Below are 18,293 nucleotides of genomic sequence, written 5' to 3'. Positions count from 1 at the left end.
GGCAATGATACATCGGCAGTTCGCGCCGATGCGGTGCCCGTGAACCGGACCGGTCACGGGCCGCACGTGTTGCCTAGTGCCAGCAGGTGGCCTCGCCGCCGCCGCTGCCGTCCGACAGGGTGCCGATCGACACCTCGTAGGCGATGCCGGTGCCCGCCTCGGGCCGGGGCGAGTAGGCCTCGATGCGGGTGTCGACGTTGAGCAGCAGATGCCGGCCCTTGTCGGTCCTGGTCCAGCAGGCTCCCTCCACAGTGGCGGGCGCCGCGTCGGGGGACGGATTGCGTTCGAACCGCCAGCCGGCCGCCGTCGCTTCCTTGGCGTAGTGGTCCATGACGTCCTCCACGCGGCCGGGATAGGCGTAGAGGCGATCGGCGTGCAGCCAGGGCTTGCCGCTGCTGTCGTCGTCGCAGTCGGTGGTGACGCCCAGAGTGCGGTAGTTGGCGGGCGCCTCGGCGCCGGCGGGCGCGGCGTCGAGCAGTGGCTGCGCGGCGAGCCGCCGCAGTTCGTCCTTGGTGCCCTCGCAGGTGTCGCCGCCGAGGACGGAGCAGGCGCCGAGGAACGCGGCCGGCAGCAGGAGCGCGGCCGCCAGTGCCGCGCGGCCAGATGCGGACGATGATGTGGGGAACAACTCTGCTCCTAGGAGTATGGGGGGATGGCCGGGCGCGGCTCCCGGCCGGGGGAGACCGCGCCCGGCTTGTCGATCGGTCAGATCATCGTGCTGCGGCGGCCGTCAGGTTGTTTTGAACGCGTTCAAATGTGGGCGTACGCTTCTGCCATGAGCGACAGAGCCGCCCTGCTCAAGGGCATTCGTATGTGGCTGGTTCTCTTCGTGGTGTGCCTCGTGCTCAGCGGGGCCACCGCCTTCCCGCTGGTGCACGAACTGCGCTGGACCGAGGCCGCGTTGCGGGCGCTGTCGGTGCCCGAGCAGCTGCCGGGGCTCATGGAGTGGATCTCGCGGGTGCGGGACGGGCTCGACGCCGTCGACGCCGAGTACCCGTTCGTGCTGTACGGCACGGACTGGCTGGCCTTCGCGCACCTCGTCATCGCGGTCGCCTTCTACGGGCCGTACCGGGACCCGGTCCGCAACGTCTGGGTGGTCGAGTTCGGGATGATCGCCTGCGCCGGCATCGTCCCGCTCGCGCTCGTCTGCGGTCCGATCCGGGGTATCCCCTTCTGGTGGACCCTGATCGACATGTCGTTCGGAGTGTTCGGCGTCCTTCCGCTCTACGTCGTGCGCAGGAAGATCAAGCGGCTGGAGGCGCTGAGCGAACCGGCAGCGGTTCCGGCTGCCGCCGCCTGAGCGGGGCATGCGCCGGCGGCGACGAACACTGGACGACGGCACACGGCCGGGCAGCGGCGGCGCACCTTCGCACGGCCTCGGCTAGCCGCCGTTGCGCAGGGCGTTCAGGACGTCGACGCGGTTGGTGGTGATCGAGTCGACGCCCAGGTCGAGAAGGCGGCGCATGGAGCGGCGGGTGTCCGGGGTCCAGACGGACAGCAGGTAGCCGTCGTGGTGGACGCGGGCCGCCAGGTCGTGACCGACCAGGGAGAAGCGGTAGTTGAGCCAGCGGGGGCGCACCACGTCCAGCAGCGCGGGGCGGGGCGGGGCCAGGGTCGTCCAGGTCAGGGCGATCTCGGCGGCCGGATCGGCGGCGCGTACGGCGAGCATCGCCTCGGCGTGCGCGCAGTAGTACACCCGGTCCCGGGCCCCGCACTGCCGGACGACGTCCATGGTCCGCTCGACGCTCCGCCGGTCGACCCGACCGCACAGATCCACCATCACCCGGGTGTCGCCCGTCGCGGCCAGCGCCTCCACCAGCGTCGGCACCGCGCCCGCCGCGAGTCCACGCAGTTCGTCGGCCGACAGGGCGAGCAGCGGCCGGTCGTGCGCCCACAGCCGCTCCAGCGTCTCGTCGTGCAGCAGCACGGGGACGCCGTCGCGGGTGAGCCGTACGTCGATCTCGACCGCGTCCGCGCCCAGGTCGAGCGCGGAACGCAGCGAGTCGAGGGTGTTCTCGCGGAAGCGGTAGGGGTCGCCGCGGTGGGCCACGACGGTCACGGTCTGCATGGCCCCCATTGTGAGGTGTGTCAGGGGGCGAGCCAGGCGGTGGTGTACGTGTCGATCTCCGCCATGATCCGGGCCTTGCCGGCCGCGTCCAGGAAGGACGCCTCGACTGCGTTCTTCGCGAGGCCGGCCAGGCCCCGCTCGTCCAGGTCGAGCAGGCGGGCCGCCACCGCGTACTCGTTGTTGAGGTCGGTGCCGAACATCGGCGGGTCGTCGGAGTTGATCGTGACCAGCACGCCGGCCCGGGTGAACTCCTTGATCGGGTGCTCGTCCAGGGTGCGGACGGCGCGGGTGGCGATGTTGGAGGTCGGGCAGACCTCCAGCGGGATGCGGTGATCGGCGAGGTGCGCGAGCAGCTTGGGGTCCTGGGCGGAGCTGGTGCCGTGCCCGATGCGTTCGGCGCGCAGCTCGGTGAGCGCGTCCCACACCGTCTCCGGGCCGGTCGTCTCCCCGGCGTGCGGGACGGAGTGCAGTCCGGCGGCGATGGCGCGGTCGAAGTAGGGTTTGAACTGCGGCCGGGGCACGCCGATCTCGGGCCCGCCGAGCCCGAACGACACCAGGCCCTCCGGGCGGAGCCGGTCGTCGGTGGCGAGGCGGGCGGTCTCCTCGGCGGATTCGAGGCCGGCCTCGCCCGGGATGTCGAAGCACCAGCGCAGTACGGTCCCGAACTCGGCCTCGGCGGCCTTGCGGGCGTCCTCGATCGCTGCCATGAAGCCGTTCTCGTCTATTCCGCGCCGGGTCGAGGAGAACGGGGTGATGGTCAGCTCGGCGTACCGCACCTGCTGCCGGGCCAGGTCGCGGGCCACCTCGTAGGTCAGCAGCCGGACGTCCTCCGGGGTGCGGATCAGGTCCACGACGGACAGGTACACGTCGATGAAGTGGGCGAAGTCCGTGAAGGTGAAGTAGTCGACCAGGGCCTCGGGGTCGGTGGGGACCTTGGAGTCGGGGTGGCGGGCGGCCAGCTCCGAGACGATGCGCGGGGAGGCGGAGCCGACGTGGTGGACGTGCAGTTCGGCCTTGGGCAGTCCGGCGATGAAGGCGTGCAGATCGCGGTCGGGCGTGCCCACGGCGGGTACGGAGCTGCGGTCGGTCAAGGGTTCCTCCCCGGGAACGGCGCCCGTGGACCAAGGTCCGTGGTCCGGGCGCGGGTGATCGGCTGATCGGTGACTCGGGGTCATCGTAGGCCCCCACCCTCGGCGGTCGGGGCCTCCCCGTAGCATGGCGGGACATCCATCACAGGGGGGCCTGAGCCATGTCCGACGAGGTGCCGCAGCCGATACCACCGGAGCACACCGGCGGGGACCGGCCCACGTCACCTCGGGTGTCGCTGGACAAGGGGACCGGGGAGCAGCCCGTGCCCGAGCCGTCCCTCCAGGACCGCCCGGAGGCGGCACCGCCCGGGAGCACGGACCCGTGGGCGCCCCCGGCGCACCGTCCCGGAGCCGGCGACACGATGCTCTCGGCCGTGTCCGACACCCCTCCCGTCCATGACCAGCAGACGGTCACCTCCCTCTCCGCCCCGGACGCGGCCCCGGCCGACGCGGCGCCCCCGGCGTGGTCCAGGCCGACCGCCCCCTTCACACCCCCGGCCTCGGTGCCGTCGGCGAACCCCTTCGCACCCCCGGCCTCGGTGCCGTCGGCGAACGCCCCGGCGAACCCCTTCGCACCTCCGGTCTCCGGACCCTCGGCGACCGGGGGCGCGAACCCGTTCACCCCGCCCGGTGCCACCTCCACGGCCGGCACTCCGGTGCACCCCTACGCCCCGCCGTCGGCCCCGGCCGCCACTCCCGGGAACCCGTACGCACCACCCGCGGCACCCGCTGTCCAGCCCCAGGAGTCGGTCGTCCCCGTACCTCCGCCGCCCATATCCCCCGACGGCCCCGGCCAGGTGCCGTACGGCTACCCGGCCGTTCCGTCGGCGTACGGCTACCCGGCACAGCAGCCGCAGCCGGGCTACGGCGGGCCCGGCATCCCGGCCTACCCCGCGGCGGGCGGCTACGGCTGGCCGGGTATGCAGCCGCAGCCGAACAACGGCATGGGCACGGCCTCGCTGGTGCTGGGCATCCTGGCGACGGTCGGCTTCTGCGCGTGGCCGTTGGCCCTGGTGATGGGCGTGCTGGCCGTGGTCCTCGGCGCGCTGGGCCGGGGCAAGGCCCGCCGGGGCGAGGCCACCAACCCGGGCGTGGCCCTGGCCGGGATCATCTGCGGCGCCGCGGGCATCGTGCTGGTGCTGGGACTGTTCGCCTTCGCCATCGCCTTCTACAAGTAACCCCACCAACGCTCGGTACCGGCCCATCGGGCGGAAGCCTCCGTAGGATCACGCCCGGCCCCGGCCGGGCTCCCTCACCGAGACGTAGAACGGCCTGAGCCCGCGATCCGGCGCGCAGATCCTGGTCAGCCCCGCGGCCGAAGCCAAACAGAACCACGCTCCGATCGACGCCCGCCAGGACGACGCCCGGGCTGAAGCTCCGCAGGATCACGCCCGGGCCGAGGCCCCGCAGGGGGACGCCCCGGTCCCCGGGCGACCAGCCAGGCGTCGGCCGGGCTCGCTCGCCGAAACGCGGAGCGGTCTGAGTCCTGAGTCCGGTGCGCAGATCTTGGTCAGCGGCTGAAGCCCGGATCACGCTCCGGCCAAGCCCGGCAGGATCACGCTCCGGCCGAAGCTCCGCAGGATCACGCCCGGGCCGAGGCCCCGCAGGGCGACGCCCCGGTCCCCGGGCGACCAGCCAGGCGTCGGCCGGGCTCGCTCGCCGAAACGCGGAGTGGCGTGAGCCCGCAGTCCGGTGCGCAGATCTTGGTCGGCGGCTGAAGCCCGGATCACGCTCCGGCCAAGCCCGGCAGGATCACGCTCCGGCCGAAGCTCCGCAGGACCACGCCAGGGCCGAAGCCCCGCACGGTCACCCCCGGCCCCCGGCCAAGCGCCGGTCGGGCTCGCTCGCCGAAACGCGGAGTGGCGTGAGCCCGCAGCCGGGCGCGCTTGGTCAGCCTCGGGCGCAGCCCAGCAGGACCACGCCCCGGCCGAAGCCCCGCACGGTCACCCCCGGCCCCCGGCCAGGCGTCGGCCGGGCTCGCTCGGCGAAACGTGGAGCGGCCTGAGCCCACCGTCCGGCGCGCACATCAGGTCAGTCCAGCCCGCCCCAGGTCAGCCCCCTGCCCAAGCCCCGCAGGGTCACGCCCCCGTTCCGGCCAACCGCTCCCTCGCCTCCATCAGGGCGAAGCCCAGGAGGTTCGGGCCGCGCCAGCGCTCCGGGGCGGAGGCCGCCTCGTCGTCGGCGGAGAGGCCGATCCCCCAGACGCGGTCCACGGGGCTCGCCTCCACCAGGACCCGGTCACGGGTGCCGAGCAGATAGATCCGGAGGTCGTCGTCCGAGGCGAACTTGTGCACGCTGCCCTCGACGACGATCCGGAAGCGCTCCTGCTCCCATGTCGCCTCGTCGAAGCCCCGGACCAGCCGCCCCGCCTTCTTGGCCTCCGCGGGATGCTCCGCCGCGAGGATCCGGCGCTCCGCCTCCGCGTCCTCGAACAGCCGCGCCTTGCCGGCCATCATCCAGTGCTCGGCCGTCGCGTACGCCACGTCGTCCACCACGAACGGTGAAGGCCACCACTGGCTGAGACAGCTCGCGCCGATCCGGCCGTCCGGCCGCGGCCGGTGCCCCCAGAAGTGCAGATACCTGACCCGGGCACCCGCCCGGACCTCCCTGATCAGGGATTCCACCCCGTCGATCTTCCCCATGCACGCGAGTGTGGCACGCACCACTGACACTACGTCCGTCCTTTTCCGTGGCGACTCGACACCTGGTCGACAGATTCCGTCGCGTAACCAAAAGGCAACAACGGAATCACTTGTTGGAGTCCTATTGCTCTGTCAGGATCGGCACTCAAATCGAGCTGGAGCTACGCCACCCACCCCCCGGGACGGGGCGAACGGCGGAGGAGAGCGACATGCACAACCCGGGCAATGGCACCCCGGAACGATTCGCCGCGCAGGAGCGCCTCGCGGACGGCGCGCAGTTCATCGCGGGCCGTCTCACCAAGGGCACCTCGGGCCGCACCCACGCCGTGGTCGACCCCGCCACCGGCGAGGAGGTGTACACGTATGAACTGGCCGGCACGGACGACGTCGACGCGGCCGTCGCCGCGGCGCGCGAGGCCTTCCCGGGCTGGGCCTCCACGACCCCGGGCGAGCGCTCGGACGCCCTGCACCGGTTCGCCGCCGTGCTCGCCGACCGCGCCGAGGAGTTCGCCCGGGCCGAGTCCCTGCAGTGCGGAAAGCCGCTGAAGCTGACCCGTGAGTTCGACGTGCCGGGGACGATCGACAACACCGCCTTCTTCGCCGGTGCCGCACGGCATCTGCAGGGGCAGTCCGCCGGCGAGTACTCGGGGGACCACACCTCGTACGTCCGGCGCGAGCCCATCGGTGTCGTCGGCTCGATCGCGCCCTGGAACTACCCCCTTCAGATGGCCGCCTGGAAGATCCTCCCGGCGATCGCCGCGGGCAACACCATCGTGCTCAAGCCCGCCGAGCTGACCCCGCTGACCTCGCTGCTGTTCGCCCAGGCCGCCACGGACGCGGGCATCCCGGACGGCGTGATCAACATCGTCACCGGCTCCGGCAGGGAGGCCGGTGAGCACCTGGTGGGCCACCCCGACGTGGTCATGACCTCCTTCACCGGGTCCACCGCCGTCGGCAAGCGGGTCGCCGAGGTCGCCACCGCCACCGTCAAGCGCCTCCACCTGGAGCTGGGCGGCAAGGCCCCCTTCGTCGTCTTCGACGACGCCGACCTGGAGGCCGCCGTGCACGGCGCGGTCGCGGGCGCGCTCATCAACACCGGGCAGGACTGCACCGCCGCCACGCGCGCGTACGTGCAGCGACCGCTGTACGAGGCCTTCGTGGAGCGGACGGCCGCGCTGATGGAGACCGTGCGGCTCGGGGATCCCTTCGCCGCGGGCACCGACCTCGGGCCGCTCATCTCGCACGTCCAGCGCGACCGGGTCGCCGGCTTCGTGGACCGGGCGCGCGGCTACGCGCGCGTGGTGACCGGCGGCGAGGCTCCCCAGGGGGACCTCAAGGACGGCGCCTACTACCGGCCCACCCTCATCGCCGACGCGGCCCAGGACAGCGAGATCGTCCAGTCCGAGATCTTCGGCCCCGTACTGGTCGTACTTCCGTTCGACGGTGATGATGAGGGCATCCGGCTGGCCAACGACTCCCCGTACGGCCTGGCCGCCTCCGCCTGGAGCGGCAATGTCTACCGGGCCAACCGTGCCACCCGCGAGATCAAGGCGGGCTGCGTCTGGATCAACGACCACATCCCGATCATCAGCGAGATGCCGCACGGCGGCTACAAGGCCTCCGGCTTCGGCAAGGACATGTCGGCGTACTCGTTCGAGGAGTACACGCAGGTCAAGCACGTAATGTTCGACAACACGGCGGTGGCGAGGAAGGACTGGCACCGCACCGTCTTCGGGGACCGCTAGAGCCGATCAGGCCAGAGAACAGGCCGACTCCTCCCGAAAGGGCACCACGCGCATGGAGCAGTACGAGCCCGACCGCCTTACCCCGGCCCAAGTGGCCGCCATGCGGCGCAGCATGCGCAACGGCCGGGCGGCCATGACCCGCCGGTCGCTGCTGCGCGCCTCCGCGGGCGGCGCGCTCACGGTCGGCGGACTCGGGGCGCTGAGCGCCTGCGGGATCCCCGCGGCGGGCAAGACGCAGGGTGGCACGTCCGCCCAGGACCACTCGGCCCAGGAGAAGGTCGTGAACTTCTCCAACTGGACCGAGTACATCGACGTCGACGACAGCGGCAAGCACCATCCGACGCTCGAGACCTTCCGCAAGCGGACCGGCATCACGGTCAAGTACACCGAGGACATCAACGACAACAACGAGTTCTTCGGCAAGATCAAGCCGCAGCTCGCCGCGGGCCAGGACACCGGCCGCGACCTCGTCGTCCTCACCGACTGGCTGGCCGCGCGGCTGATCCGCCTGGGCTGGGTCCAGAAACTGGACCCGTCCAACCTGCCGCACGCCTACACCAACCTGTCGCAGCAGTTCCGCGACCCCGACTGGGACCCGGGACGGGCGTACTCCTATCCCTGGCAGGGCATCCCGACGGTCATCGCCTACAACAAGAAGGCGCTCGACGGCATCGAGGTGAAGTCGGTCTCCGACCTGCTCGACAACCCCAAGCTGAAGGGCCGCGTCTCGTTCCTGTCCGAGATGCGCGACAGCATCGGCATGACGCTGCTCGACATGGGCAAGGACCCGGCGAAGTTCACCGACGACGACTTCGACGCGGTGACAGCCCGCCTGCAGAAGGCCGTCGACAAGGGCCAGATCCGCCGCTTCACCGGCAACGACTACACCTCGGACCTGACCAAGGGCGACATCGCGGCCTGTGTGGCCTGGGCCGGAGACGTGGTCCAGCTCAAGGCGGACAGTCCGGACGTCGACTTCGTCATCCCGGACAGCGGCTACATGACGTCGACCGACAACATGCTGGTTCCCAACAGGGCGCGGCACAAGGCGAACGCCGAAAGGCTGATCGACTTCTACTACGAGCCGGAGCAGGCCGCCGCGCTCGCCGCGTACATCAACTACGCGACTCCCGTCGATGGCGTGAAGCCCTACCTTGCGAAGATCGACCGGGACGCGGCGAACAACCCGCTGATCGTCCCCGACAAGGCCATGCAGGCCAGGTCCCACTCCTTCCGCTCCCTGAGCCAGAAGGAAGAGACGGCCTACGAAGAGAAGTTCGCGAAGCTCACAGGGGCGTGACGACCATGACGACAGACAACAGCGGCGACGTCCGCCTCTCCGGTATCAGCAAGACCTACGACAACGGCTTCACCGCCGTGCAGCCCCTCGACCTGACGGTGCCGCAGGGGTCCTTCTTCGCCCTGCTCGGCGCCTCCGGCTGTGGCAAGACGACCACCCTGCGCATGATCGCCGGTCTGGAGGATCCTTCCTCCGGGACCGTGCACCTCGGCGACCAGGACGTCACGCACCTGCCGCCGTACAAACGGCCGGTCAACACCGTGTTCCAGTCCTATGCCCTCTTCCCGCACCTCGACATCTTCGAGAACGTCGCCTTCGGCCTGCGCCGGCGCGGCATCAAGGGCGTGAAGAAGCAGGTCGAGGAGATGCTGGAGCTGGTCCAGCTCGGCGAGCAGGCGCGCAAGAAACCGCACCAGCTCTCCGGTGGGCAGCAGCAGCGCGTGGCCGTGGCCCGCGCCCTGATCAACCACCCGAAGGTGCTCCTCCTCGACGAGCCCCTCGGCGCCCTCGACCTCAAGCTGCGCCGCCAGATGCAGCTGGAGCTCAAGCGCATCCAGACCGAGGTCGGCATCACCTTCGTCCACGTCACGCACGACCAGGAGGAGGCCATGACCATGGCCGACACGGTCGCCGTGATGAACGCCGGCCGCGTCGAGCAGCTCGGCTCGCCCTCCGACCTGTACGAGAACCCGCAGACCACCTTCGTCGCCAACTTCCTCGGCACCTCCAACCTGATCGAGGCCGAGGTCGACACCAAGAACGGCGACGACATCGTGCTCAAGGCCGGCGGCGGCAAGCTGGTCCTGCCCGTGGCGCGATGTTCCGCGCCGACGACGACCGGCGGCAAGGTGCTGGTCGGCATCCGCCCGGAGAAGATCTCGCTCACGCACGCGGACGACGCCGGCGAGATCCCCGAGGGGCGCAACCGCCTCACCGGCAAGATCGCCGACGCGAGCTTCATCGGCGTCTCCACGCAGTACGTCATCGACAGCCCGGTCTGCGACGAGCTCGCGGTCTACGTCCAGAACGTGGAGCGCGACGGACGGCTCGTGCCCGGTGCCGACGTCGTCCTGCACTGGAACCCCGCCCACACCTTCGGCCTGGACGCGGCCCAGGACATCGACGCCGGCGTGGAGAGCGTCGAGGAAGAGGCCGCGTAGACATGTCGACGCTCACCGAGGCGCCTCCGCCCCTCGCCCCCACCGAGCCGGCCAAGAAGCCCGCGCGCAAGCGGGGCCGGTTCACGCCCTACTGGCTGCTGCTGCCCGGCCTGCTCTGGCTGGTCGTCTTCTTCGCGCTGCCGATGATCTACCAGGCCTCCACCTCCGTGCAGACGGGCTCCCTGGAGGACGGCTACAAGGTCACCTGGCACTTCGCGACCTACTGGGACGCGCTCAGCGAGTACTGGCCGCAGTTCCTGCGCTCGGTCTTCTACGCCGCCGCCGCGACGATCCTGTGCCTGGTGCTCGGCTACCCGCTGGCCTACCTCATCGCCTTCCGCGCCGGCCGCTGGAAGAACCTGATCATGATCCTGGTGATCGCGCCGTTCTTCACCAGCTTCCTGATCCGCACGCTGGCCTGGAAGACGATCCTCGCCGACAGCGGCCCGGTCGTGCACACCCTGAACTCGCTGCACGTCCTGGATCTCACCAACTGGCTCGGCTGGACGGCCGGCGACCGCGTCCTCGCCACACCGCTCGCGGTGGTGTGCGGTCTGACGTACAACTTCCTGCCGTTCATGATCCTTCCGCTGTACACCTCGCTGGAGCGGATCGACGGGCGGCTGCACGAGGCGGCCGGCGATCTGTACGCCAAGCCGTGGACCACCTTCCGCAAGGTGACCTTCCCGCTGTCGATGCCGGGCGTGGTCTCCGGCACGCTGCTGACGTTCATCCCGGCGGCCGGTGACTACGTCAACGCCGAACTCCTCGGCTCCACCGACACCCGCATGATCGGCAATGTGATCCAGACGCAGTTCCTGCGCATTCTGGACTATCCGACGGCGGCCGCCCTCTCCTTCATCCTCATGGCCGCGATCCTGGCCATGGTCACGATCTACATCCGCCGGTCCGGGACGGAGGATCTCGTCTAAATGCCCTTCGTCAACTGGCTCAAGCGCCATCTGGTCGTCATCGCGGGACTGCTGACCCTCGGCTATCTCCTGCTGCCCAACGTCATCGTGACGGTGTTCTCCTTCAACAAGCCGAAGGGGCGCTTCAACTACGAGTGGCAGCAGTTCTCGACGGCCGCCTGGAAGGACCCGTGCGGTGTCGCCGACATGTGCGGCTCGCTGTCCATCAGCCTCCAGATCGCCTTCTGGGCGACGGTCGGCGCCACGCTCCTCGGCACGATGATCGCCTTCGCGCTGGTGCGCTACCGCTTCCGTGCGCGGTCCGCCGTGAACTCGCTGATCTTCCTGCCGATGGCCATGCCCGAGGTCGTCATGGCGGCCTCGCTGCTCACGCTGTTCCTCAACATGGGTGCTCAGCTGGGCTTCTACACGATCCTGATCGCGCACATCATGTTCTGCCTCAGCTTCGTGGTCGTCGCGGTCAAGGCCCGTGTGATGTCGATGGACCCGCGCCTGGAGGAGGCCGCACGGGACCTGTACGCCGGCCCGGCGCAGACCTTCCTGCGCGTGACCCTGCCGATCGCGGCACCCGGAATCGCGGCGGGCGCGCTGCTCTCCTTCGCGCTCTCCTTCGACGATTTCATCATCACCAACTTCAACGCGGGCTCGACCGTCACCTTCCCGATGTTCGTGTGGGGTTCGGCGCAGCGCGGAACGCCCGTGCAGATCAACGTCATCGGTACGGCCATGTTCCTGGTCGCCGTACTGCTCGTCCTCACCTCGATGCTCATCACCAACCGCCGTAGCAGCCAGAAGGCGTAACAGCCCTGTAGGGAGTTGAAATCATGGCCCCAAGCGCCATGAGTCGTGGCAAACACAACTGGATCTCCTCTCTTTCCGAAGCCCAGCCGGTCTCGTACTGGCTGGAAGACCCCGGCAAGCCGCACACCGAACCCGCCCTCACCACCGCCGAGACCTGTGACCTGCTGGTCGTCGGCGGCGGCTACAGCGGACTGTGGACCGCGCTCAACGCGAAAGAGCGCGACCCGCAGCGGGACGTGGTCCTGCTGGAGGGCCGCGAGGTGGGCTGGGCCGCCTCCGGCCGCAACGGCGGCTTCTGCGCGGCCTCCCTCACCCACGGCCTGCCCAACGGCCTCGCCCGCTGGCCGGACGAGATCCACCAGCTGGAGGAGCTGGGCCGGCGCAACCTCGACGAGATCGAGGCCGCGGTCGCCCGGCACGGCATCGACTGCGAATTCGAGCGCACCGGCGAGATCGACGTGGCCACCGAGACCTACCAGGCCTGGGCGCTGCGCGACTGGCACCGGGAGCTGGGGGAGAGGGGCCTCGCGGACGGCATCGAGTTCCTCGACGCCGACGCCGTGCGCGAGCAGGTCGCCTCGCCCACCTTCGAGGCCGGGCTCTGGGACCGCAGGGGCGTGGCCATGCTGCACCCGGCCAAGCTGGTCTGGGGCTTGAAGCAGGCGTGCATCGCGCTGGGCGTGCGCGTGTACGAGCACACGCCCGCCCTTTCCCTGAAGCAGTACGGCGCGGGCATGGCCGTCCGCACCCCGTACGGCTCGGTCCGCGCCCGTCAGGTCGCGCTCGGTACGAACATCTTCCCGAGCCTGCTGCGGCGCGTGCGCTCGTACACCGTCCCGGTCTACGACTACGCGCTGATGACCGAGCCGCTGAGCGCCGACCAGCTGGCGGAGATCGGCTGGAAGAACCGTCAGGGACTCGGGGACTCGGCGAACCAGTTCCACTACTTCCGGCTGTCCGCCGACAACCGGATCCTGTGGGGCGGTTACGACGCGATCCACCACTACGGCGGCCGGGTGCGCGCGGAGTACGACGACCGTCCGGAGACGTACGCCAAGCTCGCGGGCCACTTCTTCACGTGCTTCCCGCAGCTGGAGGGCATCCGCTTCACCCACGCCTGGGGCGGCGCGATCGACACCTGCTCCCGCTTCTCGGCGTTCTTCGGCACGGCCCACCAGGGGAAGGTGGCGTACGCGGCGGGTTACACCGGTCTGGGCGTGGGCGCGACCCGCTTCGGCGCCGACGTGATGCTCGACCTGCTGGACGGGGAGCGCACCGAGCGGACGGAGCTGGGGATGGTGCGCAAGAAGCCGCTGCCGTTCCCGCCGGAGCCCCTCGCCTGGACCGGTATCGCCCTGACCAAGTGGTCCCTGGCCCGCGCGGACGCGCAGGGCGGCCGGCGCAATCTGTGGCTGCGGACGATGGACCGGCTGGGGCTGGGCTTCGACAGCTGATCCCGTTCGGCGTGACTCGGCTCACTCGAAAGAAGAGTGAGAACCCGCGTAATGCCCCCGGAAGACCTCCCTCTCTCCCGTGACGCCACCGCGTCCACGAGACAGGGAGGTCTTCTGATGACTGGGGCGAAGACGGCGGTCGAATGGCTGGCATCCGTCGCACCGGATCCCGAGGCCTGCCGCTGGGCTTGGGAGCGCAACCCCCAAGGGGTCGCGCTGCTCCCCGCGGGCAGGGCCTGGGACGTGCTGATCCTGCCAAGCGACCTCGGCCGTCCCACGCTCGACGTGCTCAGCCGGATCCTCGACCAACCCGGCCCGGTGCTGGCCGACTTCGGCGACAACCGGGTCGCTTTCCTCGTGCCGCCGGGCACCGCGGCCCGCTGGCTCGGCACCGGCATCCGTACCGCGGGACCCGGCACCTGGATCGTCGTGCCGTACCCGGGCCGGGCGACGCGGGGCGTGCGCTGGCTGGTCCCGCCGGACGGCTCGGGCACGCTGACCGATCCGGCGCTGCTGGAGCTGGCGATGCACGAGGCGGCGGCAGGGCCGGCCAGGGGCAGGGACGGTGACGCGTAACGCCCGGACACCTTGACAAGAAGATTGGTCTGGACCAAGTTGAGTGCGCTCCACCCCTCCAACAACTCCCCCCTCGCCGGAGGCCCTTGTGGACCGCGCCCGACCCACGCGCAGCGCCAGACGCCCCAGATCCGTCCTCGCCCTGTTCACGGCCGCGCTGCTGGCCGTACCCGGCATCACCGCGCTCTCGTCGGCCGCCCGTGCGGCCGACGCGGACCTCGCCCGCAACGGCGGCTTCGAGTCCGGCCTCGACGGCTGGACCTGTACGGCCGGGGCGGCGGTCAACTCGCCTGTACACAGCGGGAGTTCCGCACTCCAGGCGACCCCGGCCGGCAGTGACCACGCCCAGTGCGCACAGACGGTGACCGTCCAGCCGAACGCGCAGTACATCCTGTCCGGCTACGTCCGGGGCTCCTACGTCTACCTCGGCGCCAACGGCACCGGCACCACCGACGTCTCCACCTGGACCCAGTCCGCCCCCGACTGGCAGAAGCTGACCACCACCTTCACCACCGGCGCCGCCACGACGAAGGTGACCGTCTACACGCACGGCTGGTACGGCACCGGCGTCTACTATGCCGACGACATCTCCCTGGTCGGCCCGGGTGCGAGCACCGGGCAGCCGCCCGCCGCGCCCACCGGCCTCAAGGCCGGCGCGGTCACCTCCTCCTCCGTCGCCCTGTCCTGGTCCGCGGTGACGGGCGCCACGAGCTACGCGGTCTACCGCGACGGGGTCAAGGTCCAGACGGCGAGCGGCACTTCGGCCACCGTCGGCGGCCTCACGCCTTCGACGGCGTACAGCTTCCAGGTCACCGCGAGCAACGACGCCGGCGAGTCCGCCAGGTCGGCCGCGGTGACCGCGACGACCACGGCAGGCAGCGGCGGCGGCTCGCCGGGCCTGCCGGCCCACGCCCTGGTCGGCTACCTCCACGCCACCTTCGCCAACGGCTCCGGCTACACCCGCCTCGCCGACGTGCCCGACAGCTGGGACGTCATCGACCTCGCCTTCGGCGAGCCCACCTCGGCCACCTCCGGTGACATCCGCTTCAACCGCTGCCCGGTCACCGAGTGCCCGAACGTCGAGAGCGACGCCGACTTCAAGGCGGCGATCAAGGCCAAGCAGGCGGCCGGCAAGAAGGTGCTGATCTCGATCGGCGGCCAGAACGGCCAGGTCCAGCTGACGACGACGGCCGCGCGGGACGCCTTCGTCGCCTCCGTCTCGAAGATCATCGACGACTACGGCCTCGACGGCCTCGACATCGACTTCGAGGGCCACTCGCTGTCCCTGAACGCGAGCGACACGGACTTCAAGAACCCCACCACGCCCGTGATCGTCAACCTCGTCTCGGCCCTGAAGACCCTGAAGGCGAAGTACGGCGCGAAGTTCGTGCTGACGATGGCACCGGAGACCTTCTTCGTGCAGAACGGCTACCAGTTCTACGGCACCGGCAAGTGGGGCGGCCAGGACCCGCGTTGCGGCGCGTACCTCCCCGTCATATACGCCCTGCGGGACGACCTGACCCTGCTGCACGTCCAGGACTACAACTCGGGTCCCATCATGGGTCTGGACAACCAGTACCACTCCATGGGCGGCGCCGACTTCCACATCGCCATGACCGACATGCTGCTCACCGGCTTCCCGGTCGCGGGCGACCCGAACAACGTCTTCCCGCCGCTGCGCCCGGACCAGGTGGCGATCGGCATGCCGGCGTCGACGAACGCGGGCAACGGCTACGTCGCCCCGCCCGAGGTCACCAAGACCCTGGACTGCCTCACGAAGAAGACGAACTGCGGCTCGTACGCGACCCACGGGACCTGGCCCGCGCTGCGGGGTCTGATGACGTGGTCGGTGAACTGGGACCGGTACTCGAACTGGGAGTTCGAGAAGAACTTCGACGCGTACTTCGGCTGAGCACGAGGGACAGGGTGGCCAGCAGCGCAGTGCACAGGCACCAGCTGGCCACCACGTCCAGCGGCCAGTGCCAGCCGTGGCGGACCAGGCCGTAGGACACCCCGGCGACGAGGGCCGTGCAGACCGCGACGAGCGTCCGGCGGGCGGCCGGGGAGCGGAGCCAGGGCAGCAGGAGCAGGGTCGCGGAGCCGTACGCGATCGCCGCCGTCGCCGTATGGCCGGACGGGAAGTAGCCGACCCCGGGGGCAACCACGGCCGTCCCCGGGCGGGCGGTCCAGTCCTTCAGCGGCACGACGATCGCCGGGACCAGCGCCATCAGCACGGCGGCGGCCAGGGGCGGCAGCCACCACAGGCCCGTACCGGCGGCCCGGCCGCGCCAGGCGGTGTAGGCCAGCACGAGGACGAGCACGGGCACGGCCACCAGCACGTTGCCGAGGTCGGACAGGAGTGCGGAGAACCGGTCCGGGTGGACGAGGACATGGCTGAGCCGGGCGTCCAGGTGCAGCAGGGGACCGTGGGTGACGACCTGCCAGGTGATCAGACCCAGGAGGAGAGCCGGCAGGAAGACCAGGAGAAGGCCGGGGAGCGGGGGTCTGGGGAGCGGGTCCGGTGAGGTCGACACGGGGCCCAGCTTCGCAGGTCCGACCGGAAAGCACCGGAAAGAGCGGGGAAGAACCGGGAAGAGCCCGGAAGAAGGGGGAAGGAGGTCGGCCGCCCCGGAACAGGGGGGGTGGTTCCGGGGCGGCCGTCCGGATCGGAACGTCGCTCGCCCCGGGGGGTTTGGGGCGGCGACCGTCCGATCGGTGAGGAGATCCCGGAGCCGTCAGGCCCCGGTTGTGTGCGCGAGGGCACGACCAGGTCGAAGCTGGGGAGGCCCCGGCCTGAGATCGCCCACAGTCCCCTGTGGGCGGGGTGTATCTCTCATCTGGGTAGAACCTACGGCAGCCCGAGGCACTTGGGCAGACGGAATCGCGTCCCGTCATCCACCTCGCACACCTTCTTCACACGGCCTGCCGCAGGAACCCTTCAGAGGTGCGGACCACTCGCTCAGATGCGCGAGAAGGCCTGCTCGATGATGTCGAGGCCCTCGTTGAGCAGGTCGTCGCCGATGACCAGCGGCGGCAGGAAGCGCAGCACGTTGCCGTAGGTGCCGCAGGTGAGGACCAGCAGGCCCTCGGCGTGGCAGGCCTTGGCGAGGGCGGCGGTGGCCTCCGGGTTCGGCTCCTTGGTGGCACGGTCCTTGACCAGTTCGATGGCGATCATGGCGCCGCGGCCGCGGAGGTCACCGATGATGTCGAACTTCTCGGCCATGGCGCCGAGGCGGGACTTCATGACCGCCTCGATGTTCTTCGCCTTGGCGTTGAGGTCCAGCTCCTTCATGGTCTCGATGGCGCCGAGCGCACCGGCGCAGGCGACCGGGTTGCCGCCGTAGGTGCCGCCGAGGCCGCCCGCGTGCGCGGCGTCCATGATCTCGGCGCGGCCGGTGACGGCGGCCAGCGGCAGACCGCCGGCGATGCCCTTGGCGGTGGTGATCAGGTCCGGGACGATGCCCTCGTCCTCGCAGGCGAACCACTGGCCGGTGCGGCAGAAGCCGGACTGGATCTCGTCCGCGACGAAGACGATGCCGTTGTCCTTGGCGAACTGGCTGATCGCGGGCAGGAAGCCCTTGGCCGGCTCGATGAAGCCGCCCTCACCGAGCACCGGCTCGATGATGATCGCGGCCACGTTGTCCGGGCCGACCTGCTTGGTGATCTGGTCGATGGCCTGCTTGGCGGCCTCGGGGCCCGCGTTCTCCGGGCCGGTCGGCCAGCGGTAGGCGTAGGCGACCGGAACGCGGTAGACCTCGGGGGCGAACGGACCGAAGCCGTGCTTGTACGGCATGTTCTTCGCGGTCAGCGCCATGGTGAGGTTCGTGCGGCCGTGGTAGCCGTGGTCGAACACGACGACCGCCTGGCGCTTGGTGTACGCACGCGCGATCTTGACGGCGTTCTCGACGGCCTCGGCGCCGGAGTTGAACAGCGCCGACTTCTTCGCGTGGTCACCCGGGGTCAGCTCCGCGAGGGCCTCGGCGACCTCCACGTAGCCCTCGTACGGGGTGACCATGAAACAGGTGTGGGTGAAGTCGGCGAGCTGGGCGCTCGCGCGGCGCACGACCGCCTCGGCGGAGGCGCCGACGGAGGTCACGGCGATGCCGGAGCCGAAGTCGATCAGGCGGTTGCCGTCGACGTCCTCGATGATGCCGCCGCCCGCGCGCGTGGTGAAGACGGGCAGCACCGAGCCCACGCCCTGCGCGACCACGGCGGTACGCCGGGCCTGCAGCTCCTGCGACTTCGGGCCGGGGATGGCGGTGACGACGCGGCGCTCCTGCGGAAGTGCGGTCATGAGGGCTCCCTGAAGATCTTGCGTACCGGGTGTTCCCGGGCGATTCCGGACGGTGCGTTTTTCGGACGCTTGTCTCTTTCTTCGCAGGCTAGGGCCGACTGCGGAGGGTGGGCATGCTCCATGTGGGCGTTGTCGGGAGGATTCCTTGTCCGTGATGGACATAGCAGTAGGGGACGAGTGCGGCCGGCCGTGCCGTTCTCTCGGCCGCGTAAACGGTGAACTCCCTTTGTCGG

Annotated in this window: 15 protein-coding genes and 1 pseudogene; 10 read left to right on the top strand and 6 right to left on the bottom strand. The window is 70.4% G+C overall.

Going from position 1 to position 18,293, the window contains the following annotated elements:
• Positions 1 to 73: 73 nt before the first annotated feature.
• Positions 74 to 628, bottom strand: a complete 555-nt coding sequence (locus tag AC07CM_RS40190) for a hypothetical protein (RefSeq protein ID WP_478881483.1) — start codon at positions 626 to 628, stop codon at positions 74 to 76.
• Between the two features lie 147 nt (positions 629 to 775).
• Between AC07CM_RS40190 and AC07CM_RS40185 the strand changes: the two genes are divergently transcribed.
• Positions 776 to 1,300 (top strand): hypothetical protein, encoded by a 525-nt coding sequence (locus AC07CM_RS40185; protein ID WP_478881482.1) that lies wholly within the window; start codon positions 776 to 778, stop codon positions 1,298 to 1,300.
• 81 nt (positions 1,301 to 1,381) lie between these two features.
• On the opposite strand, the gene AC07CM_RS40180 is transcribed toward AC07CM_RS40185, so the two are convergent.
• Together AC07CM_RS40180 and AC07CM_RS40175 are read right to left on the bottom strand one after the other, a co-directional pair.
• On the bottom strand, positions 1,382 to 2,068 hold the full coding sequence (locus AC07CM_RS40180) for a glycerophosphodiester phosphodiesterase (RefSeq protein ID WP_478881481.1): 687 nt from the start codon (positions 2,066 to 2,068) through the stop codon (positions 1,382 to 1,384).
• A 20-nt stretch (positions 2,069 to 2,088) separates the two neighbouring features.
• Positions 2,089 to 3,159: an adenosine deaminase gene (locus tag AC07CM_RS40175; RefSeq protein ID WP_478881480.1), complete on the bottom strand. Its 1,071-nt coding sequence runs from the start codon at positions 3,157 to 3,159 to the stop codon at positions 2,089 to 2,091.
• A 158-nt stretch (positions 3,160 to 3,317) separates the two neighbouring features.
• Between AC07CM_RS40175 and AC07CM_RS40170 the strand changes: the two genes are divergently transcribed.
• On the top strand, positions 3,318 to 4,334 hold the full coding sequence (locus tag AC07CM_RS40170) for a DUF4190 domain-containing protein (RefSeq protein ID WP_478881479.1): 1,017 nt from the start codon (positions 3,318 to 3,320) through the stop codon (positions 4,332 to 4,334).
• 900 nt (positions 4,335 to 5,234) lie between these two features.
• Here AC07CM_RS40170 and AC07CM_RS40165 read toward each other — a convergent pair.
• Entirely contained in the window at positions 5,235 to 5,798 is a 564-nt protein-coding gene (locus tag AC07CM_RS40165; protein WP_478881478.1) for an NADAR family protein, read from the bottom strand.
• 209 nt (positions 5,799 to 6,007) lie between these two features.
• On the opposite strand from AC07CM_RS40165, the gene AC07CM_RS40160 reads away from it, so the two are divergent.
• From AC07CM_RS40160 to AC07CM_RS40125, 8 genes are all read left to right on the top strand, one after another.
• Positions 6,008 to 7,543 (top strand): gamma-aminobutyraldehyde dehydrogenase, encoded by a 1,536-nt coding sequence (locus AC07CM_RS40160; protein ID WP_478881477.1) that lies wholly within the window; start codon positions 6,008 to 6,010, stop codon positions 7,541 to 7,543.
• 52 nt (positions 7,544 to 7,595) lie between these two features.
• Positions 7,596 to 8,843, top strand: coding sequence for an ABC transporter substrate-binding protein (locus AC07CM_RS40155; RefSeq protein ID WP_478881476.1), 1,248 nt, complete (start codon positions 7,596 to 7,598; stop codon positions 8,841 to 8,843).
• Positions 8,840 to 10,003 (top strand): ABC transporter ATP-binding protein, encoded by a 1,164-nt coding sequence (locus tag AC07CM_RS40150; protein ID WP_478881475.1) that lies wholly within the window; start codon positions 8,840 to 8,842, stop codon positions 10,001 to 10,003. The genes AC07CM_RS40155 and AC07CM_RS40150 overlap by 4 nt, the downstream gene beginning before the upstream one ends.
• A gap of 2 nt (positions 10,004 to 10,005) precedes the next feature.
• A complete protein-coding gene (locus AC07CM_RS40145) occupies positions 10,006 to 10,935 on the top strand; it encodes an ABC transporter permease (protein ID WP_478881474.1) in 930 nt (309 codons plus the stop codon).
• Positions 10,936 to 11,736: an ABC transporter permease gene (locus tag AC07CM_RS40140; RefSeq protein ID WP_478881473.1), complete on the top strand. Its 801-nt coding sequence runs from the start codon at positions 10,936 to 10,938 to the stop codon at positions 11,734 to 11,736.
• A gap of 23 nt (positions 11,737 to 11,759) precedes the next feature.
• Entirely contained in the window at positions 11,760 to 13,190 is a 1,431-nt protein-coding gene (locus AC07CM_RS40135; RefSeq protein ID WP_478881472.1) for an NAD(P)/FAD-dependent oxidoreductase, read from the top strand.
• A gap of 117 nt (positions 13,191 to 13,307) precedes the next feature.
• Positions 13,308 to 13,766, top strand: a complete 459-nt coding sequence (locus AC07CM_RS40130; protein WP_478881471.1) for a hypothetical protein — start codon at positions 13,308 to 13,310, stop codon at positions 13,764 to 13,766.
• A gap of 88 nt (positions 13,767 to 13,854) precedes the next feature.
• Positions 13,855 to 15,678: a chitinase gene (locus AC07CM_RS40125; RefSeq protein WP_478881470.1), complete on the top strand. Its 1,824-nt coding sequence runs from the start codon at positions 13,855 to 13,857 to the stop codon at positions 15,676 to 15,678.
• Here the strand turns inward: AC07CM_RS40125 and AC07CM_RS40120 are convergent.
• Positions 15,620 to 16,300: pseudogene (locus AC07CM_RS40120) on the bottom strand (phosphatase PAP2 family protein); the annotation flags it as partial. The gene AC07CM_RS40125 and the pseudogene AC07CM_RS40120 overlap by 59 nt on opposite strands.
• 425 nt (positions 16,301 to 16,725) lie before the next feature.
• Positions 16,726 to 18,060 (bottom strand): 4-aminobutyrate--2-oxoglutarate transaminase, encoded by a 1,335-nt coding sequence (gene gabT / locus AC07CM_RS40115; protein ID WP_478881469.1) that lies wholly within the window; start codon positions 18,058 to 18,060, stop codon positions 16,726 to 16,728.
• Between the last annotated feature and the right edge of the window lie 233 nt (positions 18,061 to 18,293).

This window comes from Streptomyces sp. NPDC044061 (assembly GCF_056434305.1).
This window is presented reverse-complemented; position numbering and strand designations above follow the sequence as displayed.